We start from the raw sequence: 21,986 nt of genomic DNA, 5'->3' as shown, positions 1-21,986 counted from the left end.
GGCCGTGAGCCGTCGTCACCCTGTCCCGGGCTTCCCGGCCCCCGGCCCGGCGAAGCGGAGCCAGTCCACGGCGAACAGGTCCGGCTTCTCGCTGCTCCACGCCGGGTTGGTGAACACCACGTAGAGGCGCCCGCCGCCGCCGGGGATCCTCAACTCGGTCGTCGGTGACACGTCCCCGCCGCCGAGCCCCGCCCCGGGGACACGCGACGAGCCGAGGAGAGGGCCGTCGGGAGAGCCGTCCCGGAATTCGACGGTCCCACCGAGCCCGCACGGCGTCGCCCCGACCGTCACCGACCGGATGCCTCTCAGGTGCACCGGATCGAAGGCGATCCAGTCCCCGTCCTCGATCTCCGTCAGTGTCCTGCCGCCCGAGGCGTCCGCCCGGTTGCCCGCCACGGCCCCGCCGTGGGCGCCCCCGGTCGAGGTGAACCGCTCCGCCTCCTGCAAGGCCGTGCGCAGGGTGAGCGAGGCGGAACCCGTGAGTTCCGGGGCCTTCGGGCCGCCCCTGTCCGTGTACCGCACCGTGACCCGGTACAGGCCGGGCGTGACGGCACCCGCCTCCGCGACGATCGAGCCCCCGCAGCCGCGTGAACGTGGCAGGGGGCGCAGCGCTCCGGGACGGCCGACCTGTGAACGTACGAGGATCCGGGAGCAGTCGACAGGGGTGGTCCCCGCGTCCTCCTCGTCCCTCACGTCCACGGTGAAGTCCATGCTGTCGCCGGGGCGGAACAGTCCACCGTCCGGAAGCCGCTGGACGCTGATCCGGGGGCGGGTGTTGCCCACGGTGATGTCCTGGCCGGCCACGGCCGTCGTACCCGCCGGCCCGGTCACCGTGAGGCGCGCGGTGAACCGCCCCTCGGCGCGGTAGGTGTACGAAGGGTTCGCCTCCGTCGAGTCGGTGCCGCCGTCGCCGTCGAAGTCCCAGGCATACGTGACCGGCTCTCCTGCGGGGAGCCCGGAGCCCGCTCCGGTGAAGGCCACGGTCAGCGGGGCGGGACCGTTGTCACGGTCGGCGGTGACGGCGGCACCGGGCAGCCGGCCGAGGCCGACGTGGTCGATCCGGAAGACCCCGGCACTCTCGTCGTCCCCGGCACCGTCGTCGCGCCCGGCGTCGACGACGTACAACGCGCCGTCCGCACCGAACACGGCGGCGGTCGGCCGGTTCCACTCCATGTCCTCGAACACGCCGTCGACGGACTGCAGTTCACCGGCCGCGACCGTCCCGGGCCGGGGGCCGGCGGACGTCCGGGCCCTCCGCTGGAACGAGAGGGTGGTGAAGCGCCGGCCGACCGGTTCGTACGTCAGCCACTTCCCGGCGAAGTACTCGGGAAATCCGGTGCGGTGGAGGCTCCCCGCGTCGTAGTCGTAGACGGGGCCGCTCATCGTGATGCCGCCTGGACCGGTGGCGTCCGGTGCGCCGCTGACACGGGGAACGCAGGCCGCCGCCCCCCGGGGGACGCCGCCCGAGCAGAGAAAGGGCCGCTCGATCTGCCCCGCCCCGGTGATCCGGAAGTACCCGGCGGTGCCGTCGGGGCGCGTGTCGGCCGCCAGCAGTGTGCCGCTCACCGGGTCCACGGTGACCCGGTAGGGGTTGCGCATGCCCATCGCGTAGATCTCCGGGCGGGTGCCGGCGGTGCCCGGCGGGAAGAGGTTGCCCTCCGGCACGGTGTATGTGCCGTCGTCCTGCGGGGTGATCCGCAGGATCGCGCCCCGCAGATCGTTCGGGCCCCCCGCGTTGAGGGGGAGCGTGATGTCGCCCGTCGCCGCGTACAGCCGGCCCTCCCGGTCGAAGGCGAGCGAACCCGTCGGTGAGAGGGAGTCCCCGTCCTGGGCCCGCCGGCCCGGAAGGGTGAGCAGCCGCTTCTCCGAGGCGGGATTGACCGTGTCCTGGCCCGCCGTGAAACGGGAGAGGACCAGCCGCCTCCCGACGGTGTCGGGACGCAGGAGATAGAGCCAGTGGTTCTCGGAGAAGCCCGGATCCAGAGCCAGACCGATCAGCCCGTCCGAGAGGGCCGTCCCCGGGCCGTACGCGAAGTCCAGAGCCCTGGAGACCCTCATGGTCCGCTGGTCGACGACCTCGAGTTCACCGGTCCGCCGGGCGACGAACACCCGGCGGTCGGGCGCCACCGCCACGTCGACGGGATCGCCGGGGCCACCTGTCGCGAGCCTGGTCCGCCGGAAGGAACCGGCCCGGGTCGCGGTGCAGTCGCCCGGCTTCGCGCCCGCGGCCCACTCGATGCCGCCCAGCAGATGGGCGAGGAAGCCCTCCGAGCGGAAGGCCGAGGGCGCGTGGCCCCCCGCCGTGAACCAGGAACGCCCGCCGTCGTAGTCCTGGCACCACGACCAGGGGTGGCCCACACCCTCGTCGCGCCCGGTGATGCCGTCGCGCACCCTGATCTGCGCGAGGGTGTGCACCCTCGTGACCGGAGCGGTGCGCCAGTCGTACCGGTCCTCCGTACGTTCCCAGAGGTCCGGAAGCGTCACCGTGGAAGGGTGGGCGTGGTCGAGGACCTCGACCCTTCCGGGCTGCACCGGAGCGCTCCGGTCGAGGGTGGCGCCGACCAGACCTTCGTACCAGTCCCAGTCACCCGCGCCGGCCGACGCGTCGTGCAGTCCGACCCACCCGCCACCCGCCCGGATGTAGTTCCGCAGGGCCGCACGGCCCTGCTCGTCGAGGCCGTCGTCGCCCTCCGCCGCGCCTTCAGCCGTGCCGGCGGTGTTGTTGAAGACGATCGCCTGGAACCGCGCCAGACCGGCGTCCTCGAAGACGGCCGGATCCTCCGTGGCCTCCACCCCGAACCCGTTGCGGGCTCCCAGTTCCCTCACCGCGTCGACACCGGCTCGGACCGTTTCCCGGGACCCGTGCGCCGCCCCGGAGTACACCAGCACGCGGAACGACATCACCGGAGCCCTCGGGAACGAGGCGACCGTCACCGCACCGATGACCAGCGCCATGAGCGCGAACAGGGCGACGGCGGCGATCGACGCGGGGGGAAGGGCCTGGGGCGAGGCACTGCTGCGTGACGGGCGGCTGCTCATGAGTGCGCTCCCGGTGCGGTGTGGGGCCGGGCGGGGGATGGAAAGCGCTTACTGATGTGCGTGGCCCAGCGTAGGTCGACGGCAATGCCGGGTCAACGGGCAGGCGGGCCCTCACCGGCGACGCCGTGCCGGGGCGGGGCGGGACCCGGGCGCGGGATGCCGCTGACGTGCGTGAGGGGCCTTGTGCGGTCGCTTCGAAGATGCGCAGACCTCAAGCATGGTCAAGGTCTAGCCTCCCGGAAACGGGTTCGTGAGCACCGGTGCAAGTGCGGTATTGTTCTCATGCGCGTTCAGCCGGGGGGAAACCCCAGGTCAGACGGGCAACGGGACGTGGCGCAGCTTGGTAGCGCACTTGACTGGGGGTCAAGGGGTCGCAGGTTCAAATCCTGTCGTCCCGACTTTTCGAAGTCGCAGGTCAGGGGCCGTTTCAGAGGAAATCTGAAACGGCCCCTCGATCATTTTTGGGGACCCGTTGGGGACCAGCGCACTTGACGGGGCCGAAGCGCACCCTGACTCGGTCGAGATGCACCCCCGGCCGCGACGCATGAGCGACTGGACGCCCTCGCGACGGCCACCGGAAACGTCCTCGGCGTGGGGAAACTGTCGCAGGCCCGCCGATGGGGCAGCCGGCTCGCCGACCTCCCGCTGCTGACCGAGGCAGGTCAGGCCCTGCTCCATCAAGGGGGCGCGGACGCGGCAAGTGGCCGACGCCGGACCTCGGCGCTGGTCAGGGTCACCCCTGTGGCCGTCGTCACAGACCGGCCGGTGCGTCCTGCCGGGCCTGATCGCCGCGATCACGTCCTCTCCCGGCCAGGCGCGGGCCGCTTCCGCTCGGCGGTGTCAGGATCCGCGCGTTCGTCGTCCACCTGAAGCGCGGTGACCCGGACCGGCCCGGCCCCAGCGCCGGGATACGCGCCGTCGGCGTCACCGGGGAGGTGGGAGCGAGGGTGTCGGCGGCAGCCGCCACGGCCCTGGCCGTACGACGGAGGAGGTGTGAGGTCACCGGTTTCCCTCAGGGGCTGCGGACGCTTCGGGGGTGGGGAGTTCACCGCTGCACGTGGTCCGGCCGAAGGCGCCGGTGGCGGTGGCGCGTTGGATGTGCTTGCCACGTACGGCCAGGGTGCAGTCCGCCGTGCCGCCCTTCGCGCCGAGGGTCACGTTGACGATCGGGGAAGCGCCGAGCGGAATGCTCACGGTCTTCCTCCACGGCAGGCCGACGTTCGTGACGACATACGCCCTGTCGCCGCCGGCCCCGCGGTAGGAGATGTCGGCCGCGCCCTCGCCGAGCACCTCGTAGGTCACCTCGGCGGTGGGCGTGGCGGGCCGCTCGGCCACCGGGTCGTCATCGGAGTCGAGGACTCCGAAGGTGACGAACACGCCGCATGCCAGCAGCAGGGCCGCGGCTACGGCGATGCCGCTGCGGTCGACGCGGCGGTCGTCCGAGGTCCGGGAAGCCCTTGCGGCGTCCGGGGTTCCGGACTTTTCCTGTCCTGCCGGTTCTTCGGTCGTCGGCATGGCCGCGCTTTCTGTCGATGTGAATTCCGCCTGCGTTATACACCATCGGAATCAACGAATGCCAGGCAGCGGAAAAGTCCGGCAAGGTGCCCCCAACCGCCTTGTTCCGGTAGCTGAAATGCCCTAAATGCGTTAACGGTTGACGGGGCGTCAACTCCCATGTTCAGAATCTGCCCGCCACGATCGGCTCATCTCCGGCGAGGCCATTTCTCCGTATGCGGGAGGTGGCCTGGTTCGGCGTGCCTTGAGGTGCTCCGGTCGAGGTCAGGTCCACCGTGAACGGCGACGGAGTGCCCGCGCCGGCGCGTCGGTGCGCCCTTTTCGCCTGGTGCGGGATGGGCCGATGAAGGGAATGGCGTGAAAGTCAGATACGGGCGGGCGATAGCCTGCCTCGTGGTTTCGGCGGTCGCCGGGACCATGCTGCCACAAGTCGCCTATGCGGCAACGGTTTCGAATGATAACGACGAGGGTATCGTCGATACCCTCGCGGGCTGGTTCGACGACGACGAGGGCGAGTCGGACGGGCCGAAGGAGACGTCGACCGGTGGGACTCCGGTGCTGCCGAGCCGGGAGAAGCTGCCGAAGGGCAAGGCGGCCGGGAAGGCGAAGCGCGTCGCGGAACTGACGGGCAAGCGCACGGCGAACGCCCGGTACTGGAAGCTGTCCGACGGCCGGGTGCAGGCCGAGGTGTCGGCGATGCCGACCGGGTACCGGGCGGGGAAGTCGTGGAAGGACATCGACCCGACGGTCATCCCGACCGGCACCAAGGGCTTCGACTTCGCCAACAGGACCAACGCTGCCAGTAGCTGGTTCGGATCGGACGCCGACAGGCTGCTCCGCTTCGAGTCCGGTGACGGGCATGCGGTGACTCTGGGCCTTGAGGGCGCGGGCAGGCTCACCCCCGTCGCCAAGGGCGACACCGTCACGTACAAGGACGCCGTGGCCGGTGCGGACCTGTCCTACCAGGTGGGTCCCGGCCGGGTGAAGGAGAACATCCTCCTGGACCGCAAGCCCACGGGCCCGGTCTCCTTCACCTTCACTCTGGACGCCGGCGGGCTGACGCCGAAGCCGGGCAAGGACGGTTCGGTCTCCTTCTACGGCGAGGCCGCCCACCCGGTGATGGTGATCCCCGCGGCGTTCATGACGGACGCCAGGAAGGACGCCCAGTCGCCGTACGGTTTCGCCTACAGCAAGACGGTCACCCAGAAGCTGACCAGGGCCGGAAGAGGCTGGAAGCTGACGGTAACCCCCGATGCGAAGTGGCTGTCCGCGCCGGAGCGGCAGTACCCGGTGACGGTCGACCCGACGATCTCGATCGCTCCGACGCCGACGACGGCGCAGGACGTCATGATCTCCTCGGACGGACCGGGGACGAACTACGACGACAACTGGCGGTTGTCGGTCGGCAACACCAGCACCGGATCCTCGCGTGCGCTGATGCGGTTCCCGCTGACCGGCGTACCGGCCGGCACGAAGCTCGACTCGGCTGACCTGAAGCTGTACTACGACCAGTTCCACACCACGGGCGATACCGAGGTCCAGCTGGAGGCGCACCGCGCCACGCAGCCGTGGACCGAGGACCAGGCCACCTGGAACAGCGCCAACGCGATCACCGGTGAGCTGTCCGGCACCGCGGTCGTGGTGGACGACGGCGACGCCGGACGGACAGCAGCCGTCGGCGCCTGGCCCGCGTCGGGGAACACGGCGTACACGCAGCACGCGGTCAACCAGGACTACCTGTACAACAAGGACTCGGCCGCGGGCGACACGTACACCTGGCAGCCGAGCCTCCCCGAGGACGGCACCTATCAGGTCGAGGCGCACAACGTCCCGGCCTCGGACCGTGCCACCGACGCCCCGTACACCGTGACGTACGACGGCGGGACGAAGGCGTACAAGGTCGACCAGCAGGCCGGCACGGCCGGCGTGTGGAAGACGCTCGGCTCGCATCCGTTCAGGGCCGGAACCCTGGGCAAGATCGTTCTCGGTGACGGTCCGGCGTCGACCAGCACGTCGGTGATCGCGGACGCGGTCCGGTTCACCAAGGGCGGCGTGGTCACCAAGCGGCCGGGCGAGCTGAACACCTGGCACACCTTCCCCGTCACCAAGACCGTCCAGTCCTGGATCGACGGCGCCCAGGTCAACAACGGCTTCGTGATCAAGGCCGGCGACGAGAGCGCGAACGGCCCCAAGGGCGGCCCCCGCTACGAGGGCAGCGAGTTCGGGTATGACGGCGAGACCGCCAACTACCCACGTCTCGTGCTGACCTTCGGCCGCCAGGGCGTCGACCTCGCCGCCCCGACCACGATCCACGACACGGGCGCGGAACTGTCCTGGTCGGCGTACCAGGACCGGGACCAGATCGGGACCGCCGACGACATCGTCGAGTACCAGGTCCACCGTTCGATCAACCAGACTTTCACGCCGTCGGCCGCGACGCTGGTCTCCCCGGTGGCGCCGGCCACCACGTCGTTCACGGACACGGCGGCGACGCCGACGAAGGCGGACGACCCCGACCCGTACGGCCGCGCCTACTACTACATGGTCGCGGTCAAGACGAAGGACGGCCAGGTAGTCGCCGCTCCGACGCAGCTCGTGCGGCTGCCGAAGGCCGGACGCACCACGAAGGTGCTGACCGCCTCGCAGGACACGACCCTGTCCTCGGCCCGCACCACGCTCACCCACGACACGATCGACGACGGTGGCCCGAAGAACTGGCTGAGCGTCGGCAACAACTCCGCGACCTACGGCGACACCCGCGCCCTGCTGAAGTTCCCGGCCCTCGGCATCCCCGCCACGGCCCGGGTCCTGGACGCGAAGGTCCGGCTGTGGAGCACGCAGACCGCCCAGGACACCACCGGGGCCCTCTACGAACTCCGCCCGCTGACGCGTGACTTCGACGAGGCCACCGCGACCTGGGCCAAGGCCAACGCGACCACGAACTGGACCACCGCCGGCGGTGACTTCGGCGCGGTGGCGGCCGACACCGGGGCGAAGACCAACGACCCGGCGCGCCACGACTGGGGCGTCACCTCGCTCGCGCAGTCCTGGGTGACCACCCCGGCCTCCCAGCAGGGAGTGGCCATCAAGATGGCCGACGAGGCCGCCTCGCAGGAGCGCACCCTGTTCCTGTCCTCCGAGGGCGCCGAGCCGCGACTCCATCCCAGGATCGTGGTCACCTACATCGACTCCACCACGGAGTCGACGTACTACGCGCCGCAGACCCCGGCGCGGATGACCCCGAACACCGACTACACGGTCGACTTCACCCTCACCAACACCACCGCGTCGACGTGGAACGTCGCCGACCACGTCCTTGCCTACAAGTGGGCCCTTCCGGACGGCACCGACGTCACGGGCGGCGGCAACGACATCCGGACCGCGCTTCCGAGCGACGTGGCGCCCGGTGACTCCGTCCAGCTGCAGGCGCAGGTGAAGACCCCGATCAACTCGGACTCGGGCAACAAGCGCACCGACTACGCCCTGACCTGGGACGTGTACGACAGGACGGCCGGGACGTGGGCCTCGGGCACCGCGGGCATCCCCGGCCTGAAGCAGAACGTGGCGGTGGAGGACCCGACCTCCAACCAGCTCGGCATGGAGAAGTTCTACTCCTACACGGGCAAGAACACCGGCGCCGGCTCGACCGTCATGAACAACCTGGCGTCCGGCAACAGCGTCTGGCAGTACAACGCGTTCACCAACCCGGGCCGCGGTGTCACCACCTTCGCCCGGTTCGCGTACAACAGCCTCGACACCTCCGACACGGTCTCCGGTCACGGCTGGTCCTTCCAGGCGTCCGGCCCGGTCCGGCTCGGCGCACCGCTGGAGTTCCACCCCAAGCCGAACCCGACCGAGATCCGGCTCCCGGACGGTGACGGCACGACCCACGTGTTCCGCAAGCAGGACGACGGAACGTGGAAGGCCCCGGCCGGCGTCCACTACAAGCTGGCGGCCAAGCCCGGTCTGGACTGCACCCCGCTCAAGGACCCGATCTCGGACGCGTGGACGCTGACCCGTCCCGACGGGACGCGGTTCCTCTTCGGCTGCGACGGCTACATGACGTCGCTGGTCGAGAAGAACGGCAACACGCAGACCTACACGTACGAGGAGCGGAAGTCCAACAACAAGCCGACCAAGTTCCTGCGTTACCTCACCGATCCGTCCGGTCGGCAGTCGCTGACCGTCGAGTACTACACCAAGGCGGACAGCTCCAACCCGAAGATCATCGACCACATCAAGTCGATGACCGAGATATCGGGCCGTACGTTCGCCTTCGAGTACTCCGACAAGGGCCTGCTGACGAAGCTGACCGACGGAGCGGGCTCCGCCCAGCCGAAGGTGTTCGGCTTCGAGTACGACGCCACGCAGGGCAACAAGAACGTCAAGCTGGTCAAGGCCACCGACCCCCGCGGCAACGCCACCGCGATGTCGTACTACGCGCCGCAGGCCGGTGACGACCCGAAGTACCACTGGTGGACCAAGACGATCACCGAGCGTCTGCAGGGCGTCACCGGGTTCGGTTACGCGGCCGACGCGGGGAACACCAAGTTCACCGCCACCGAGGTGACCGACGCGGAGTCGCACGCCACCGACTTCGTGTCGGACGACTTCGGCCGGCCGGTCCGGACGACGAACGCCAAGGCGCAGACCACGAAGCTGTCGTGGGACGCGGACAACAACGTCACGTACCTGGAGGAGGCCAACGGCGCCAAGACCGCGTACTGCTACGAACAGAAGACGGGCCACCCGCTCTGGAAGAGGGACGCGGAGAGCAACAAGGCCGGCGTTCCGCCGCCCTCGGACTGCGCGCCGGGCACCTACCCGGCGAACTCGGCCCGGTACACGTATCAGACGCGTGCGGACGGCTATTCCGCCGACCTGGCCACCAAGACCTCACCGGAAGGCCGGAAGTGGCAGTTCGCCTATGACGCCTTCGGCAACCTGAAAGCGGTCACCGACCCCAAGGGCGTCGCCACCACGACGGCGGGTGACTACACCACGTCGTACGAGTACGACGCCTACGGCCGGCTGACCAAGGCGACCGACGCCAACGGCAACCCGACGACCACCGGCGAGTTCGGCCCCACGGGCTACCCGGCGAAGATCACCGACGCGCTGGGCAAGGGGACGTCGTACCTCTACGACGAGCGCGGCCAGGTGCTCGAGGTCACCGACGCGCTCGGCAAGAAGACCACGCAGACCTACGACACCTTCGGCCGGCCGAAGGTGAACACGGTCCCGAAGGTCCAGGACGCGGGCGAGCTGATCACCACCCCGGCCCCGGTCTACGACGCCAACGACAACGTCACCACGTCGACGGCGCCCAACGGCGCGGTCTCGACCGCGGTGTACGACGCCGCGGACCAGCTCAAGTCCGCCACCGCGCCCAAGGACACGCCCACGTCCCCCGAGCGGAGGACGTCCTACACGTACGACAAGGTCGGCAACCTCAGGACCGTCACGGAGCCGAAGGGTTCGCTGACGACGACGGACGCGACCGACTACGTCACCACGAACCACTACGACGAGATCTACCAGCTCACCTCGGCGGCCAACTCCGCGGGCGACAGGATCTCCTACTCGTTCGACGACGTCGGCAACACCGACATGGTGGTCGACCCGAAGAAGAACGCGACCGCCGACACCACGGACTACACGTCCAAGATGGCCTACGACCTGAACCACCGGCTCACCACCTCCACGGACGCGGCCGGCAAGGTCACCTCGCGCACCTACGACAAGGACTCGCAGGTCCTCACGACCACGGACGCCGTGGGCAGCACCACGACCTACGCCTATGACGAGCGGGGCAAGCAGACCGAGGTCAAGGTCCCGTACGACGGGACCACGTTCCGCACCACCAGGTACGAGTACGACCAGGCCGGCAACACCACCAAGGTGATCTCGCCGAGGGGTGTGGCGACAGCCACCGCGGACGACTTCACCGCGCGTACCGAGTACGACGCGCTGAACCGGCCCGTCAGGCAGTTCCAGCCGTACGATCCGAACGACGCCGGCAACAACGATCCGAACGTCTACACGCAGACGGTGTACGACGCGGTGGGGCGGGTGGAGCGGCAGTCGCTGCCGCCGTCGGAGGGCCAGACGGTCCGCAACGACACGGTCTTCGAGTACTTCGACAACGGCTGGCCGCGGAAGTCCACCGACCCGTGGGACATCACCACGACGTACGACTACACCGAGCTCGGGCAGCAGAAGGCCCGAACGCTCACGTCGGCGGGCGGTTCCTCGGACCGCACCATGACGCAGTCGTACTACCCCGACGGCAAGCTCAGGTCCAAGGCGGACGACGGCGTGCCGGTGGGCAGGTCGGTGGTGCTGGTCGACAACTCCGACACCCAGCACACCTCCGCCACGGGCACCTGGACGGCCGGTGACCTCGCCGGCCAGCAGGGCTACGACCACCGCAGGCACGCGGCCGGCACGGGCGCCGATGCCTTCACCTGGACGCTGAACATCCCGAAGGACGGCTCGTACACCGCGTACGTGAAGTACCCGAAGGTGACGGGCGCGGCGACGGCGGCGAAGTACACGCTGTCGCAGGGGGCGACGACCCAGCCCCCGGTCACCAAGGACCAGACGGCAGGCGCCGAGACCTGGGTGCCGCTGGGCTCCTACAGCCTGAAGCAGGGCAATGACGCCCAGCTCGAGGTGGAGCAGAGCAGCTCCGGCAGCGTGGTCGCCGACGCGGTCAAGCTGGTGCGTGACACGGCCGGAGAGACGGACACCGAGAAGAACTCCTTCGCCTACGCCTACGACGTCAACGGCAACCTGACCTCGATCGACGACACCTCGGCCGGCGCGCAGACCGACGCCTACACGGTCACCTACACCGGCCTCAACCAGGTCGAGGAGGTGACCGAGGCCCTCGCGGGCCAGGAGAAGAAGGCCACGTCGTACACCTACGACGGCAACGGCCAGGCAGACACGATCACGCACCCCGGCCAGTTCTCCGAGTACACCTACGACCTGCGCGAGCTGGTCAGGACGATCTCGGTGGGCAAGTCCGCCACGGACGCGTCGCCGAAGGTCTCGTCGTTCACGTACACCGACCGCGGGCAGCGGCTCAAGGAGACCAAGGCCAACAGCAACACCGTCGACCACACCTACCTCCTCGGCGGTGACCTGAAGTCGACCACGGAGAAGAAGGGCTCCGGAACCCTCGTCTCCTCGCACACCTACGCCTACGACCTGAACGGGAACAAGGCGCAGGACGTCGCGAGGAAGATGAACGCCGACAACCACGCGGCGTACCTCGACTCCACCACCGACCACACCTACGACCCGGTGGGACGGCTCGCCAAGTCGGTCAAGACCGGCACCGGCGCGGGCACCGAGACGTACGTCCACGACGACAACGCCAACGTCGTCAGGCAGACGGTCAAGGACGTCACCACCGTCTACGACTACGACCGCAACCGGCTGCTCAGTGCCACCACCGGTGGCTCGACGGCCACCTACGCCTACGACCCGTTCGGCCGGCAGGAGTCCGTCACCGCGGGCGGCAAGGTCATCGAGAGGAGCGTGTACGACGGCTTCGACCACGTCGTGGAGTCCCAGAAGATGGACGGGACCGGTGCGATGAAGTCGACGAAGTTCACGTTCGACCCGCTGGACCGCACCACGTCGAAGACGGCGGACGGCAAGACGACCGACTTCAGCTACCTCGGCCTGTCCGGCGAGGTGCTGAGCGAGGAGGTCGCCGGCCGGCTGACCAAGTCGTACCAGTACAGCCCGTGGGGCGAGCGTCTCTCCCAGGTCAAGCACAACGCTGACGGCACGAGTGAGGACGGCTTCTACGGCTACAACTCGCACAGTGACGTCGAGACGCTGACCGACAAGGACGGTGACACCAAGGCGACGTACGGCTACACCGCCTACGGCTCCGACGACAAGTCCGAGTTCACGGGTATCGACAAGCCGGACGTCGCGGATCCGACGAAGCAGGAGTACAACCCCTACCGGTTCAACTCCAAGCGCTGGGACGCCCAGTCGGGTACGTACGACATGGGCTTCCGGGACTACAGCCCGGGGCTCAACCGCTTCACCACCCGGGACATGTACAACGGCGCCCTCGCCGACATGAACCTGGGCGCGGACCCGTTCACCGGCAACCGATACGCGTTCTCCGGTGGCAACCCCACCAGCTTCGTCGAGATGGACGGCCACTTCGCCATCCCGCTGGTCTGGTGGGCCGGGGCCGCCCTGGTGACGGCCCTGTACGCGGCGACGCCGGAGGGCCAGGGGAACCTTCAGGACGCGGCGACGGCGCTGAGCCAGCTGATGCCGTCCGCGGAGGACGTGGCCTCCTCCAGCTCGTCCAGCGGGTCGAGCAGCGGGCCCACGCCGTCACCGGCGCCGGGACCGGCTCCCTCCGCGCCCAAGAGCGGCCCGCAGGGAACCACTACCGGAGCAGCGGTATCCATGCTGGTCCGGATCTTCCAGGGCCTCACGTCGTCACAGGCGACCGAGGACACCTCCCTCCAGCGCAAGCTGATCGACCGCGCGGGGGAGGAGAACAAGAAGTGCCAGGACTCCTCCGGGCCGAGCACCGTGTGGAACACCCCGGTGGACACACAGGGCCGGGCCACCGGCGGGTTCGCCTGCCTGAATCCCGACGCTCCGGCGCCGAGGAACACCAGCGAGCCGCAGAACCCGGTCGGCTGGAACCTGCAGGGCAGCGCCGACGAGTGGAACCGGGCTCACCTGATCGCCCGTGAATTCGGCGGTACTCACCTCCGGCAGAACATCGTCCCGACGACGAAGTCCGCGAACCAGACCGACATGCGGGCTGTCGAGTACGAGATCGAAAGGCGCCTCAAACTGGGAGAACGGGTCTATTACCAGTCCGTCCCGGTCTACGTTCCCAACAGGACCAATCCGATCGGAGTCCACATGTACGTATCGAGCTCATCAGGCACATTCTCGCGACTGATAGGGTCCGGAGTTTAAGTCCCCTCGAGGGACTGATCCGGCACAGATGAGGCGGTGGGGTGAGCGGCCGGCGGCTGCCCACCCCACCGCCGATGCCGTTCATGGAGGAACACATGAATCATCTCGACGTCATCCGGCTGCTCGGTCTCGACGCCCCGGTGCGGGCGCAGGACGACGGTCACGGGCAGGTCGTTCCCGAGGACTTCGAGTTGCTGGTCCAGGCGCTGCCGCCGGCGGTGATCGCGGCTTCGGTGATGTTCAGCCGGCCCGATGTCCCCGTGCGTTCTCTGCCGGACTTCACGGAGGAAGCCGCACTGCGCCTCGCGGACATGGAGGAATCCCTGCGCACACGCGAGCACGAGCTTCCGCTGTCCTTCTTCCCGCAGCCCGGCGGCATGGTGCCGTGGGGCCGCACCGCCCGCGACGGCGTGCTGCTGTGGGACACCACCGACCCGGACACCGGGAACTGGACAACCGTCCTCACGGATTCCGATTTCCAGCTGTGGCTCGACCTTCCTTTCTCCGCCTCGGAGTTCGTCGCGCGGGCCCTTCTGGCACGCCCCGATGGAGTTCCCGCGTTCGAGACGTACGAGGAATACGAATCGGGCTCGTTCTGGAATGTCGCCGACGACATGCGCGCGACGGCCACCGCGCTGGCGAACCCGGACATCGGGGCGGTGGAGGAAATCCTCACCAGGGTGCGGGGTATCGGTGTCCCGGGCGTGCGGCAGTACGCGGAAGAGCTGTTGGACCACGCCGTCAAGGAGTCGTTCGGTGCGCTTCCGGCGGACTACCTGGCCGTCATGAGGGAATTCCCCGGCGGGGTCGTCGCCGGTATCCGGGTGTTTCCCGTCGTGGCGAGGCCGGAGACCCCGGGGCTGCGGTGGCTGGACGAGGACCGGCTGTTCCTGCAGTGGGGCGAGGCACAGGGGCAGATGTTCGGCTGGCTCACGGGCCAGGGCTCACCCGAGGACTGGCGCATCGCCTACACCGATCCGAGCGGCACCGCGCTCACGCACCTGGAGGACCAGACCTTTTCCACATTCCTGCGACGTCGGATGCGGGGCGACAACTCACTGTTCTGATCCGGGCCCATCCTGACCGGCGTGTCTGTGTCGCCGTGCTCCAGGCGCACGGGTGCCCGCCGGTACGCGGTCGCTGGGCACGGTCATCCTCGGGGGCTCCGCGGACACCGGTGCGGAGTGAGGCCGTGCCGGGGGTCCACGAGTCGAGGCCGTACCGGAACGGTCCGGTACGGCCTCAACGGTGTGATCGGGTCCCTCAGGCGGTCTCGCCGGTACCGGTGCCGGCCGCCTTCTTGATGCCCTTGGTGATGTCGTCCAGGACCGAGAGCTTCGGGGCCTCGGAGTTGATGTCGAATCCGGAGCGGACGACCACCAGCATGCTCGTGACCTCGGGGGAGGGGAACGCGAGCGACTCGACGTAGCCGTCGTCGCCGTTCTTCGTCACCACCTTCCAGCGGACCTGGTAGCCCTTCTGCCCGGCGACCGTGACCGCCCGGGACTCCAGCTCCTCGTGCGAGGTGATCCCGCCGTAGATCTTCTCGCCGTAGGACTCCTCGGCGTTGGCCTTGATGTCGGCCTCCGCCGCGGCCTTCGCCGTGGTCGCCTCGATCTTCAGGGCCTGAGCCGGGGCTGAGAACACCCCGCCCCGTACGCACTTCTCGGACTCGTCACCGGGGCACGCGTAGTCGCCGGTCGTCACACCGGCGCCGATCGCCCCGGACTGGCCCTTCCAGCCGTCGGGTACCGGGATGCTGATCCCGCTGGCGGAGTCGGTGGCGTACCCGTCCTCCGTCTGCGGCATCTGCTGGTCGGGGTTCTGGCCGCCGCCGTCCTGCCCGCCCTTGCCGCCGTCCTGTCCGCCTTCGCTGCCCGGGCCGCCCGGAAGGCGCGGGCTCTCCGAGGGCGCGGGGGCCGCGGCCGAACTGCCGGTGTTGTCGCCCGAACCGCTGCCCAGGAGGTACGCGCCGCCACCGACGGCCGCGAGTACGACGATGCCGGCGGCGATGCCCGCGCCGACGCGTATACGACGGCGCCGGACCGTCGCGGGGGGTATCCGGAGCTGGTCGGTCCAGCGGGTGCCGTCCCACCAGCGTTCCTGGGCGGGGCCGATTCCTGAGTGCCCGGGGTCTGGATGCCAGCCGGGTGGGGTCATCTGGGTCACAGGAGCACGGTAATCGCACTGAGTGAGAATCGTATGAAACGCACAGACGATCGTTCGCGCGCTCGGGGCCGCAGGCTCCCCGTGGTCGCTCAGGGCTCGATGAGCCCCGCCCTGATCGCGTACCGGGTGAGTTCGAGCCGGTCACGGAGTCCCAGCTTCTGCAGGAGGTTGGCCCGGTGCCGCTCCACCGTCTTGACGCTGATCACGAGCATGCCCGCGATCTCCTTCGACGAGTGGCCCTCGGCGACCAGCTTGAGGATCTCCTCCTCCCGCTCGGTGATCGCCCGGTCCGGCACGTCCCCGCCGTCCCTGACCCGGTCCAGGTAGTTCCTGATGAGGGCGGTGACCGCGCCCGGATAGAGAAACGGCTCGTCGCGCATGGCTGCGCGGCAGGCCTCGACGAGATCCCGGTCTGCGACGGACTTCAGTACGAAGCCCGAGGCGCCGGCCTTCAGCGCCTCGAAGAAGTACTGCTCGTTGTCGTACATGGTGAGCATCAGGATGCGCAGGCCGGGCATGATCCTGGACAGCTCGCGTGCCGCCTGAAGACCCGTCAGGCGGGGCATCGCGATGTCGAGCACGGCCAGGTCCGGCTGTTCCGAGCGCGCCATCTCGATGGCCTCGGCGCCGTCGCCCGCCTCGGCCACGACCTGGAGGTCCGGCTCGCCGTCGAGGATCAGCCGCACACCGCGACGGACCAGGGCGTGGTCATCGGCCAGGAGGATGCGGGTCTTCGGGGACCCGTCGGGGGAGTGGGACATGATCTCAGGCGATTCCGTTCCGTACGGGGACGTCGAGGCGCACGTCCGTGCCGCCCGTCGCGCCGGAGGAGAGGGTGAGTGTGGCACCGATGAGCAGGGCGCGTTCGCGCATGCCGCGCAGCCCCGCGCCCTCGGGAGCGTCCCCGAGGCCTCGACCGTCGTCGCGGATGCGCAGCTCCACCCCGTCCGGGCGGCGGCGCAGGGAGAGTTCGAGCAGCGTGGCCCGGGCATGCCGGACGGTGTTCGTGAACGCCTCCTGGGCGATGCGGTAGACGACCAGTTCCGCCTCCTCGCCCAGCGGTGGCAGGTCCTTCTCCATCCGCCGCCTGATCGTCAGGCCCCTGGGTGTCGGTGTCTCCGTGGTCAGCGCCGTCAGGGCGCTGACCAGCCCGAGCTCCTCCAGCACGCCGGGGCGCAGCCGCCGGGCGATCCGTCGGATCTCGTCCAGGCTTCCCCGTGTGATCTCCTGAACCTGCGTGAGTTCCTCGCGCAGGGGTTCCGGGGCGTGACCGGTGACCCGTTTCAGCTCGAGCAGGACCGCGGTCAGGGTCTGGCCCACCTCGTCGTGCAACTCCTGTGCGACCCGGCGGCGTTCGGCCTCCTGGGCGCCGAGGGCGCGGGCGCTGCTGGTCGCGCGTTCGGCCTCCAGCCGGTCGAGCATGCTGTTGAACGTCTCGATCAGCGCCGCGACCTCCCCCTCGCCGGCGACCTCCGGGCGCGGTCGCGGACTCAGCAGGTCGATGGTCGCCATCGCCCGGGTGACCCGTTGCAGCGGTGCGAGCCCCAGCCGCAGGAGCAGGGCGTTCGCGCCGAGCATCAGGGTCATGCCGCCGGCCAGGATCAGGGCCTCCGTCAGCACCACGGGGGCGGACACGGTGATCGGGCCGAGCAGCAGCAGGGCCCCGGCGGCGACCAGCACGGCGGCGTTGAGCAGGAAGATGCGCCAGAACAGGGACAAGACCGCACGGCCTCCTTCGGACGGTACACGGCGTTCGGGTGCCTCCACTATCGCCGGTCGGGGGTCCACCACGCAGACACCGCCACGGGCCGCGGCCGCGGCGGGGTCTGCATGGTGGGCCCCCTCGAAGATGGGTGTCAGCCCCGATGTCCCGCGGCCCCCTCCGGCGCCGACGATGGAGGCGGATCCACAGGATTCCGGTCCGACTGATCCATCTGATCCGGGAGGGAGTCACCATGCCCCACTACGACGAGCGGCTGCACGGCTTCGAGGACCGTCTCCGCAGCGACGACCCCGAACGCGCCGGCGCCCCGGAGCGGGACGCTCCGCGCGGGTTCCGCCCCGGTCCGACGACATGGGTGTGGCTCGCCCTCGGAGTCGTCGGCCTTCTGACCGGCATCTTCATCGGCCACGGCCTCCTGATCGCCGCCGGCCTGGTGGTGGCCGGAATGGCGGGACAACTGCTCGACCCGCAGCGGAGCAGGCGGGGGAGCGGCGTACCCCGGGCCCGTTGAGCCACGCCTGCCGGTGAGGCCGGGTTCCGCCGGTGAGGCGGCGTACGCGGTCCTGCCGAGCCACCCCGGGCTTTGGTCCGACCACACGTGCTGTGTGACATAGTCGGATCATGCGTATCGCCCGGAACAGGGAGTAGCGGATGCCCGTCGAGTGGCAGCCCGTGCGGCAGGCCCGTACCCATGAGCTCGTCCTGCAGAGCATCGAGGAACGGGTCTTCGCCGGAGAACTCAAGGCGGGTGACCGCCTGCCGGCCGAGCGGGAGCTGGCGCCGGTGCTCGGCGTCAGCCGTTCCGCGCTGCGCGAGGCGCTCAGGGTGCTCGAGACCATCGGTGTCCTGGTCGCCCAGCCTGGCAGGGGCCCCGACTCCGGGGCGCGCATCGTGCGCAACCCGGACGACGCGCTCGGCCGGCTGCTGCGCCTGCACTTCGCGCTCGGCAGTTACAGCCTGCACGACGTGCTCGAGGCGCGCGTCGTCCTGGAGCGCTCGAGCTGGGAGGCCGCCGCCCGGCACGCCCGGGCCGAGGACCTCGACGCCGCGGGCGAGCTCGTCCGGCGTATGGGGGAGCCGGACGTGGGCGTGGCCGACTTCAACGACCTCGACACCCGCTTCCACGTCCTGATCGCGGGGAGCTCGGGCAACGCGCTCACCTCCACGCTCACTTCGGCGGTGCGGGAATCCGTCCGCCCGCTCATCCTGCGGGCCCTGGAAGCGGTCGGCGACTGGCCCGCGACGGCGGGTGCGCTCAACGCACAGCACGCGCGGCTGCTGCGACTGGTGCGCGAGGGGCGCGGCGGTGAGGCCGCCGACCTGGTCGAGGAACACATCAGGGGCCTGCACGGAACGCTGGTCGACGAGAACCAGGAGAGCGGCGAGCGCGAGGGCGACGGGAACGCCGCGCGGTAGGAACGCCCCTGCCGCGGAACGGGAGCGGGGACGGTGCACGCGCACCGTCCCCGCTCCCGTTCCCGTTTCCCCCACCGGGCGTGCCCGCACGCTTCCCCATTCGGACCGAGGCTAGTATGGTCGGACCATAAATCCGAGGAGGCCCCATGCGTATCGGACTCTTCGCCACCTGCCTGGGAGACACACTCTTCCCGGAGGCGGTGAAATCCACCGCGGTGCTGCTCGCCCGCCTGGGTCACGACGTGGTCTTCCCGCCGGGTCAGACCTGCTGCGGCCAGATGCACGTGAACACCGGCTACCAGCGCGAACCCGTGCCTCTGGTGCGCAACTTCGCCGAGCAGTTCGGGGACACCTCGATAGACGCCGTCGTCATGCCGTCCGGATCGTGTGCCGGCTCGGTCCGCCACCAGCACGAGATCGTCGCCGAACGCTACGGGGACGCCGCGCTGCGCGCCGGGGTCGCCACGGTCAAGGCCAAGACGTACGAGCTCTCCGAACTCCTCGTCGACGTCCTCGGCGTCACCCGGGTCGGCGCGTACTTCCCGCACCGCGTCACCTATCACCCCACCTGCCACTCCCTGCGCATGCTCCGCGTCGGCGACAAGCCGCTGCGGCTGCTGCGCGCCGTCGAGGAGATCGATCTGGTCGAGCTTCCCGAGGCCGACTCGTGCTGCGGCTTCGGCGGGACGTTCGCCGTCAAGAATTCCGAGACCTCCACCGCCATGCTCCAGGACAAGATGCGCAACATCGCCGAGACGAAGGCAGACGTGTGCTCCGCCGGGGACTCCTCCTGCCTGATGCACATCGGCGGCGGGCTCTCCCGCATCAGGTCCGGAACGCGCACCCTGCACCTGGCCCAGATCCTCGGATCCACCCGCACCGCGCCGTACGCCCTGATGGAGGCCGCCCGATGAGCACGTTCCTCGGCATGCCCGCCGCCCCGCCGCGCTCCCCCTACGGGACGGGAAATCTGCGGGGCGACCGGAAGTTCCCCGAGGCGGCCCACGACGGACTCCGGGACGAACAGCTGCGCCGCAACCTCGGCAGGGCCACCCGCACCATCCGTACCAAGCGCCTGGACGTCACCGGTGAACTCCCCGACTGGGAGCAGCTGCGCGAGGCCGGATCGGCGATCAAGACCGACACCATGAACCGGCTCCCCGAACTCCTGGAACAGCTGGAGCGGAAGGTCACCGAGCGCGGCGGCACGGTCCACTGGGCACGGGACGGCGTCGAGGCCAACGAGATCGTCACCCGGCTGGTTCGGGCGACCGGCAGCAGCGACGTCATCAAGGTCAAGTCGATGGCCACCCAGGAGATCGGCCTCAACGAGCACCTCGAAGCAGTTGGAATCACCCCGTACGAGACCGACCTGGCCGAGCTCATCGTCCAGCTCGCCGACGACAAGCCGTCGCACATCCTGGTGCCCGCGATCCACCGCAACCGCGACGAGATCCGGCAGATCTTCCTCGACGAGATCCCCGGCGTCGACCCCGACCTCGACAACGTGCCCGCACACCTCGCCGCGGCGGCCCGCGCCTATCTGCGCGAGAAGTTCATGACGACCAAGGTGGCCGTGTCCGGCGCGAACTTCGGCATCGCCGAGACCGGCACCCTCACCGTCGTCGAGTCCGAGGGCAACGGCAGGATGTGCCTCACCCTGCCCGACACCCTCATCACCGTGATGGGCATCGAGAAGGTCCTGCCACGCCATCAGGACCTGGAGGTCTTCCTCCAGCTGCTGCCGCGGTCCTCGACCGGGGAGCGGATGAACCCCTACACCTCCATGTGGACGGGCGTGACACCGGGCGACGGGCCGCAGGACTTCCACCTGGTCCTCCTCGACAACGGCCGCACCGCCGCGCTCGCCGACGCGATCGGCCGTGAGGCGCTCAACTGCATCCGCTGCTCGGCCTGCCTCAACGTCTGTCCCGTGTACGAGAGGGCCGGCGGCCACGCGTACGGGTCGACGTACCCCGGTCCGATCGGCGCGGTCCTCACCCCGCAGCTCGCCGGGATGCACGCGGTGAAGGACGACCCCAACAGCTCCCTGCCGTACGCCTCCAGCCTCTGCGGTGCCTGTTTCGACGCCTGCCCCGTCAAGATCGACATCCCCTCGATGCTCGTCGAACTGCGCCACCAGAACACCGAACAGTCCGGCACCACGGCGGAGAAGCTGGCCATGAAGGCGGCGGCCGGGGTGATGAAGAGGCCGAAGCTCTACACCGCGGCACAGAAGGCCGCCTCCCTCGGAAGGGCCGCCGGCGGGCGCGACGGCACGATCTCGCGCCTGCCCGCGCCGTTCAGCGGCTGGAGCGACAGCCGTGACACACCTGCCCCGCCCAAGCAGTCCTTCCGTGCCTGGCTGTCCTCGGCGGAGGGCGCCGCGACGATGCGGGCCGCCGCCGAGGAGGGTGCGGGACGTACCGCCGACACCCCCGAGGAGGACCGGTGACCACCCCCACCGCACGCGAGACGGTACTGAGCCGGATCAGGGACGCCCTGGCCCTCGCACCCGCCCCCGACACCGTGATCCCCCGTACCTACCGCACCGGCCGCACGCTCCCGGACGCCGAACGCCTCGCGCTGCTGACCGACCGGCTCGTCGACTACAAGGCGACGGTCCACCCCTGCACCGCCGACCGCACCGCCGAGGTGATCGCAGGCGTCCTGAGCGAGCGCGGCGCCCGTCGGATCGGCGTCCCGGACGGGCTGGACGAACAGTGGCTCGGCGCCTACGACGGCGAGGTCCGCCGGGACTCCGCGGACATCCCCGCTCCGAGCCTCGACGCACTGGACGGCGTGGTGACGGCATCCGCCGTCAGCTGCGCCGAGACCGGCACCATCTTCCTGGACGGATCACCCGACCAGGGCCGGCGCGCCCTGTCGCTCGTCCCCGACCTCCATGTCTGCGTCGTCGACCTGTCCTCGGTCGTGGCCGGCGTCCCGGAGGCGGTGGCCCGCCTGGTGCCGGAGAGGCCGACCACCCTGATCAGCGGACCGTCGGCCACCTCCGACATCGAACTGGAGCGGGTGGAGGGAGTCCACGGCCCCCGCACCCTCGCCGTGGTGATCCGCACCGACGCATGAGGCAGCGGCCGACGGCAGCCTCGCGGGACTGCCACCGGCCGCCGTCGCCCCCCGGTCG

Annotated in this window: 12 protein-coding genes and 1 tRNA gene; 8 read left to right on the top strand and 5 right to left on the bottom strand. The window is 69.8% G+C overall.

All coding sequences use genetic code 11. The features are described from left to right. Positions 1 to 15 precede the first annotated feature (15 nt). A complete protein-coding gene (locus LWJ43_RS03135; RefSeq protein WP_277330723.1) occupies positions 16 to 3,039 on the bottom strand; it encodes a ThuA domain-containing protein in 3,024 nt (1,007 codons plus the stop codon). A gap of 324 nt (positions 3,040 to 3,363) precedes the next feature. On the opposite strand from LWJ43_RS03135, the gene LWJ43_RS03130 reads away from it, so the two are divergent. Further along, positions 3,364 to 3,437, top strand: a tRNA-Pro gene (locus LWJ43_RS03130). A gap of 601 nt (positions 3,438 to 4,038) precedes the next feature. Here the strand turns inward: LWJ43_RS03130 and LWJ43_RS03125 are convergent. Continuing rightward, complete coding sequence (locus tag LWJ43_RS03125) at positions 4,039 to 4,554, bottom strand: hypothetical protein (protein ID WP_277330722.1); 516 nt, start codon at positions 4,552 to 4,554, stop codon at positions 4,039 to 4,041. A 417-nt stretch (positions 4,555 to 4,971) separates the two neighbouring features. Between LWJ43_RS03125 and LWJ43_RS03120 the strand changes: the two genes are divergently transcribed. Both LWJ43_RS03120 and LWJ43_RS03115 read left to right on the top strand, forming a co-directional pair. Further along, positions 4,972 to 13,530: a golvesin C-terminal-like domain-containing protein gene (locus tag LWJ43_RS03120; RefSeq protein WP_277335795.1), complete on the top strand. Its 8,559-nt coding sequence runs from the start codon at positions 4,972 to 4,974 to the stop codon at positions 13,528 to 13,530. Between the two features lie 95 nt (positions 13,531 to 13,625). Next, positions 13,626 to 14,597 carry a hypothetical protein gene (locus LWJ43_RS03115; RefSeq protein ID WP_277330721.1) on the top strand — a complete coding sequence of 324 codons (972 nt, stop codon included), beginning with the start codon at positions 13,626 to 13,628 and terminating at the stop codon, positions 14,595 to 14,597. A 196-nt stretch (positions 14,598 to 14,793) separates the two neighbouring features. Here LWJ43_RS03115 and LWJ43_RS03110 read toward each other — a convergent pair whose 3' ends face one another. From LWJ43_RS03110 to LWJ43_RS03100, 3 genes are all read right to left on the bottom strand, one after another. Next, on the bottom strand, positions 14,794 to 15,690 hold the full coding sequence (locus LWJ43_RS03110; protein ID WP_277335794.1) for a DUF2510 domain-containing protein: 897 nt from the start codon (positions 15,688 to 15,690) through the stop codon (positions 14,794 to 14,796). A gap of 98 nt (positions 15,691 to 15,788) precedes the next feature. Next, positions 15,789 to 16,460 (bottom strand): response regulator, encoded by a 672-nt coding sequence (locus LWJ43_RS03105; RefSeq protein ID WP_277330720.1) that lies wholly within the window; start codon positions 16,458 to 16,460, stop codon positions 15,789 to 15,791. A 4-nt stretch (positions 16,461 to 16,464) separates the two neighbouring features. Continuing rightward, positions 16,465 to 17,418: a HAMP domain-containing sensor histidine kinase gene (locus LWJ43_RS03100; RefSeq protein ID WP_277330719.1), complete on the bottom strand. Its 954-nt coding sequence runs from the start codon at positions 17,416 to 17,418 to the stop codon at positions 16,465 to 16,467. Positions 17,419 to 17,654: 236 nt separating this feature from the next. Between LWJ43_RS03100 and LWJ43_RS03095 the strand changes: the two genes are divergently transcribed. The 5 genes from LWJ43_RS03095 to LWJ43_RS03075 all read left to right on the top strand — a co-directional run bounded on the left by LWJ43_RS03095 (position 17,655) and on the right by LWJ43_RS03075 (position 21,928). After that, positions 17,655 to 17,933: a DUF3040 domain-containing protein gene (locus LWJ43_RS03095; RefSeq protein ID WP_277330718.1), complete on the top strand. Its 279-nt coding sequence runs from the start codon at positions 17,655 to 17,657 to the stop codon at positions 17,931 to 17,933. A gap of 140 nt (positions 17,934 to 18,073) precedes the next feature. Next, positions 18,074 to 18,838 (top strand): FadR/GntR family transcriptional regulator, encoded by a 765-nt coding sequence (locus tag LWJ43_RS03090; RefSeq protein ID WP_277330717.1) that lies wholly within the window; start codon positions 18,074 to 18,076, stop codon positions 18,836 to 18,838. A 146-nt stretch (positions 18,839 to 18,984) separates the two neighbouring features. Then, a complete protein-coding gene (locus LWJ43_RS03085) occupies positions 18,985 to 19,752 on the top strand; it encodes a (Fe-S)-binding protein (protein WP_277330716.1) in 768 nt (255 codons plus the stop codon). Further along, a complete protein-coding gene (locus tag LWJ43_RS03080; protein ID WP_277330715.1) occupies positions 19,749 to 21,293 on the top strand; it encodes a lactate utilization protein B in 1,545 nt (514 codons plus the stop codon). The genes LWJ43_RS03085 and LWJ43_RS03080 overlap by 4 nt, the downstream gene beginning before the upstream one ends. Then, complete coding sequence (locus LWJ43_RS03075; protein ID WP_277330714.1) at positions 21,290 to 21,928, top strand: LutC/YkgG family protein; 639 nt, start codon at positions 21,290 to 21,292, stop codon at positions 21,926 to 21,928. Before LWJ43_RS03080 ends, LWJ43_RS03075 begins: the two co-directional genes overlap by 4 nt. Positions 21,929 to 21,986 lie beyond the last annotated feature (58 nt).

The sequence above is a fragment of the Streptomyces sp. JH34 genome (assembly GCF_029428875.1).
Lineage (GTDB): Bacteria > Actinomycetota > Actinomycetes > Streptomycetales > Streptomycetaceae > Streptomyces.
Note: the sequence above shows the minus strand (reverse complement) of the source record. Positions and strands in the feature narration are given on the sequence as shown.

Bases quoted from the DNA above. Each gene is read 5' to 3' on its own strand.
- LWJ43_RS03135 (WP_277330723.1), bottom strand. From the start codon at position 3,039: ATGAGCAGCCGCCCGTCACGCAGCAGTGCCTCGCCCCAGGCCCTTCCC.
- LWJ43_RS03125 (WP_277330722.1), bottom strand. From the start codon at position 4,554: ATGCCGACGACCGAAGAACCGGCAGGACAGGAAAAGTCCGGAACCCCG.
- LWJ43_RS03120 (WP_277335795.1), top strand. From the start codon at position 4,972: ATGCTGCCACAAGTCGCCTATGCGGCAACGGTTTCGAATGATAACGAC.
- LWJ43_RS03115 (WP_277330721.1), top strand. From the start codon at position 13,626: ATGAATCATCTCGACGTCATCCGGCTGCTCGGTCTCGACGCCCCGGTG.
- LWJ43_RS03110 (WP_277335794.1), bottom strand. From the start codon at position 15,690: ATGACCCCACCCGGCTGGCATCCAGACCCCGGGCACTCAGGAATCGGC.
- LWJ43_RS03105 (WP_277330720.1), bottom strand. From the start codon at position 16,460: ATGTCCCACTCCCCCGACGGGTCCCCGAAGACCCGCATCCTCCTGGCC.
- LWJ43_RS03095 (WP_277330718.1), top strand. From the start codon at position 17,655: ATGCCCCACTACGACGAGCGGCTGCACGGCTTCGAGGACCGTCTCCGC.
- LWJ43_RS03090 (WP_277330717.1), top strand. From the start codon at position 18,074: ATGCCCGTCGAGTGGCAGCCCGTGCGGCAGGCCCGTACCCATGAGCTC.
- LWJ43_RS03085 (WP_277330716.1), top strand. From the start codon at position 18,985: ATGCGTATCGGACTCTTCGCCACCTGCCTGGGAGACACACTCTTCCCG.
- LWJ43_RS03080 (WP_277330715.1), top strand. From the start codon at position 19,749: ATGAGCACGTTCCTCGGCATGCCCGCCGCCCCGCCGCGCTCCCCCTAC.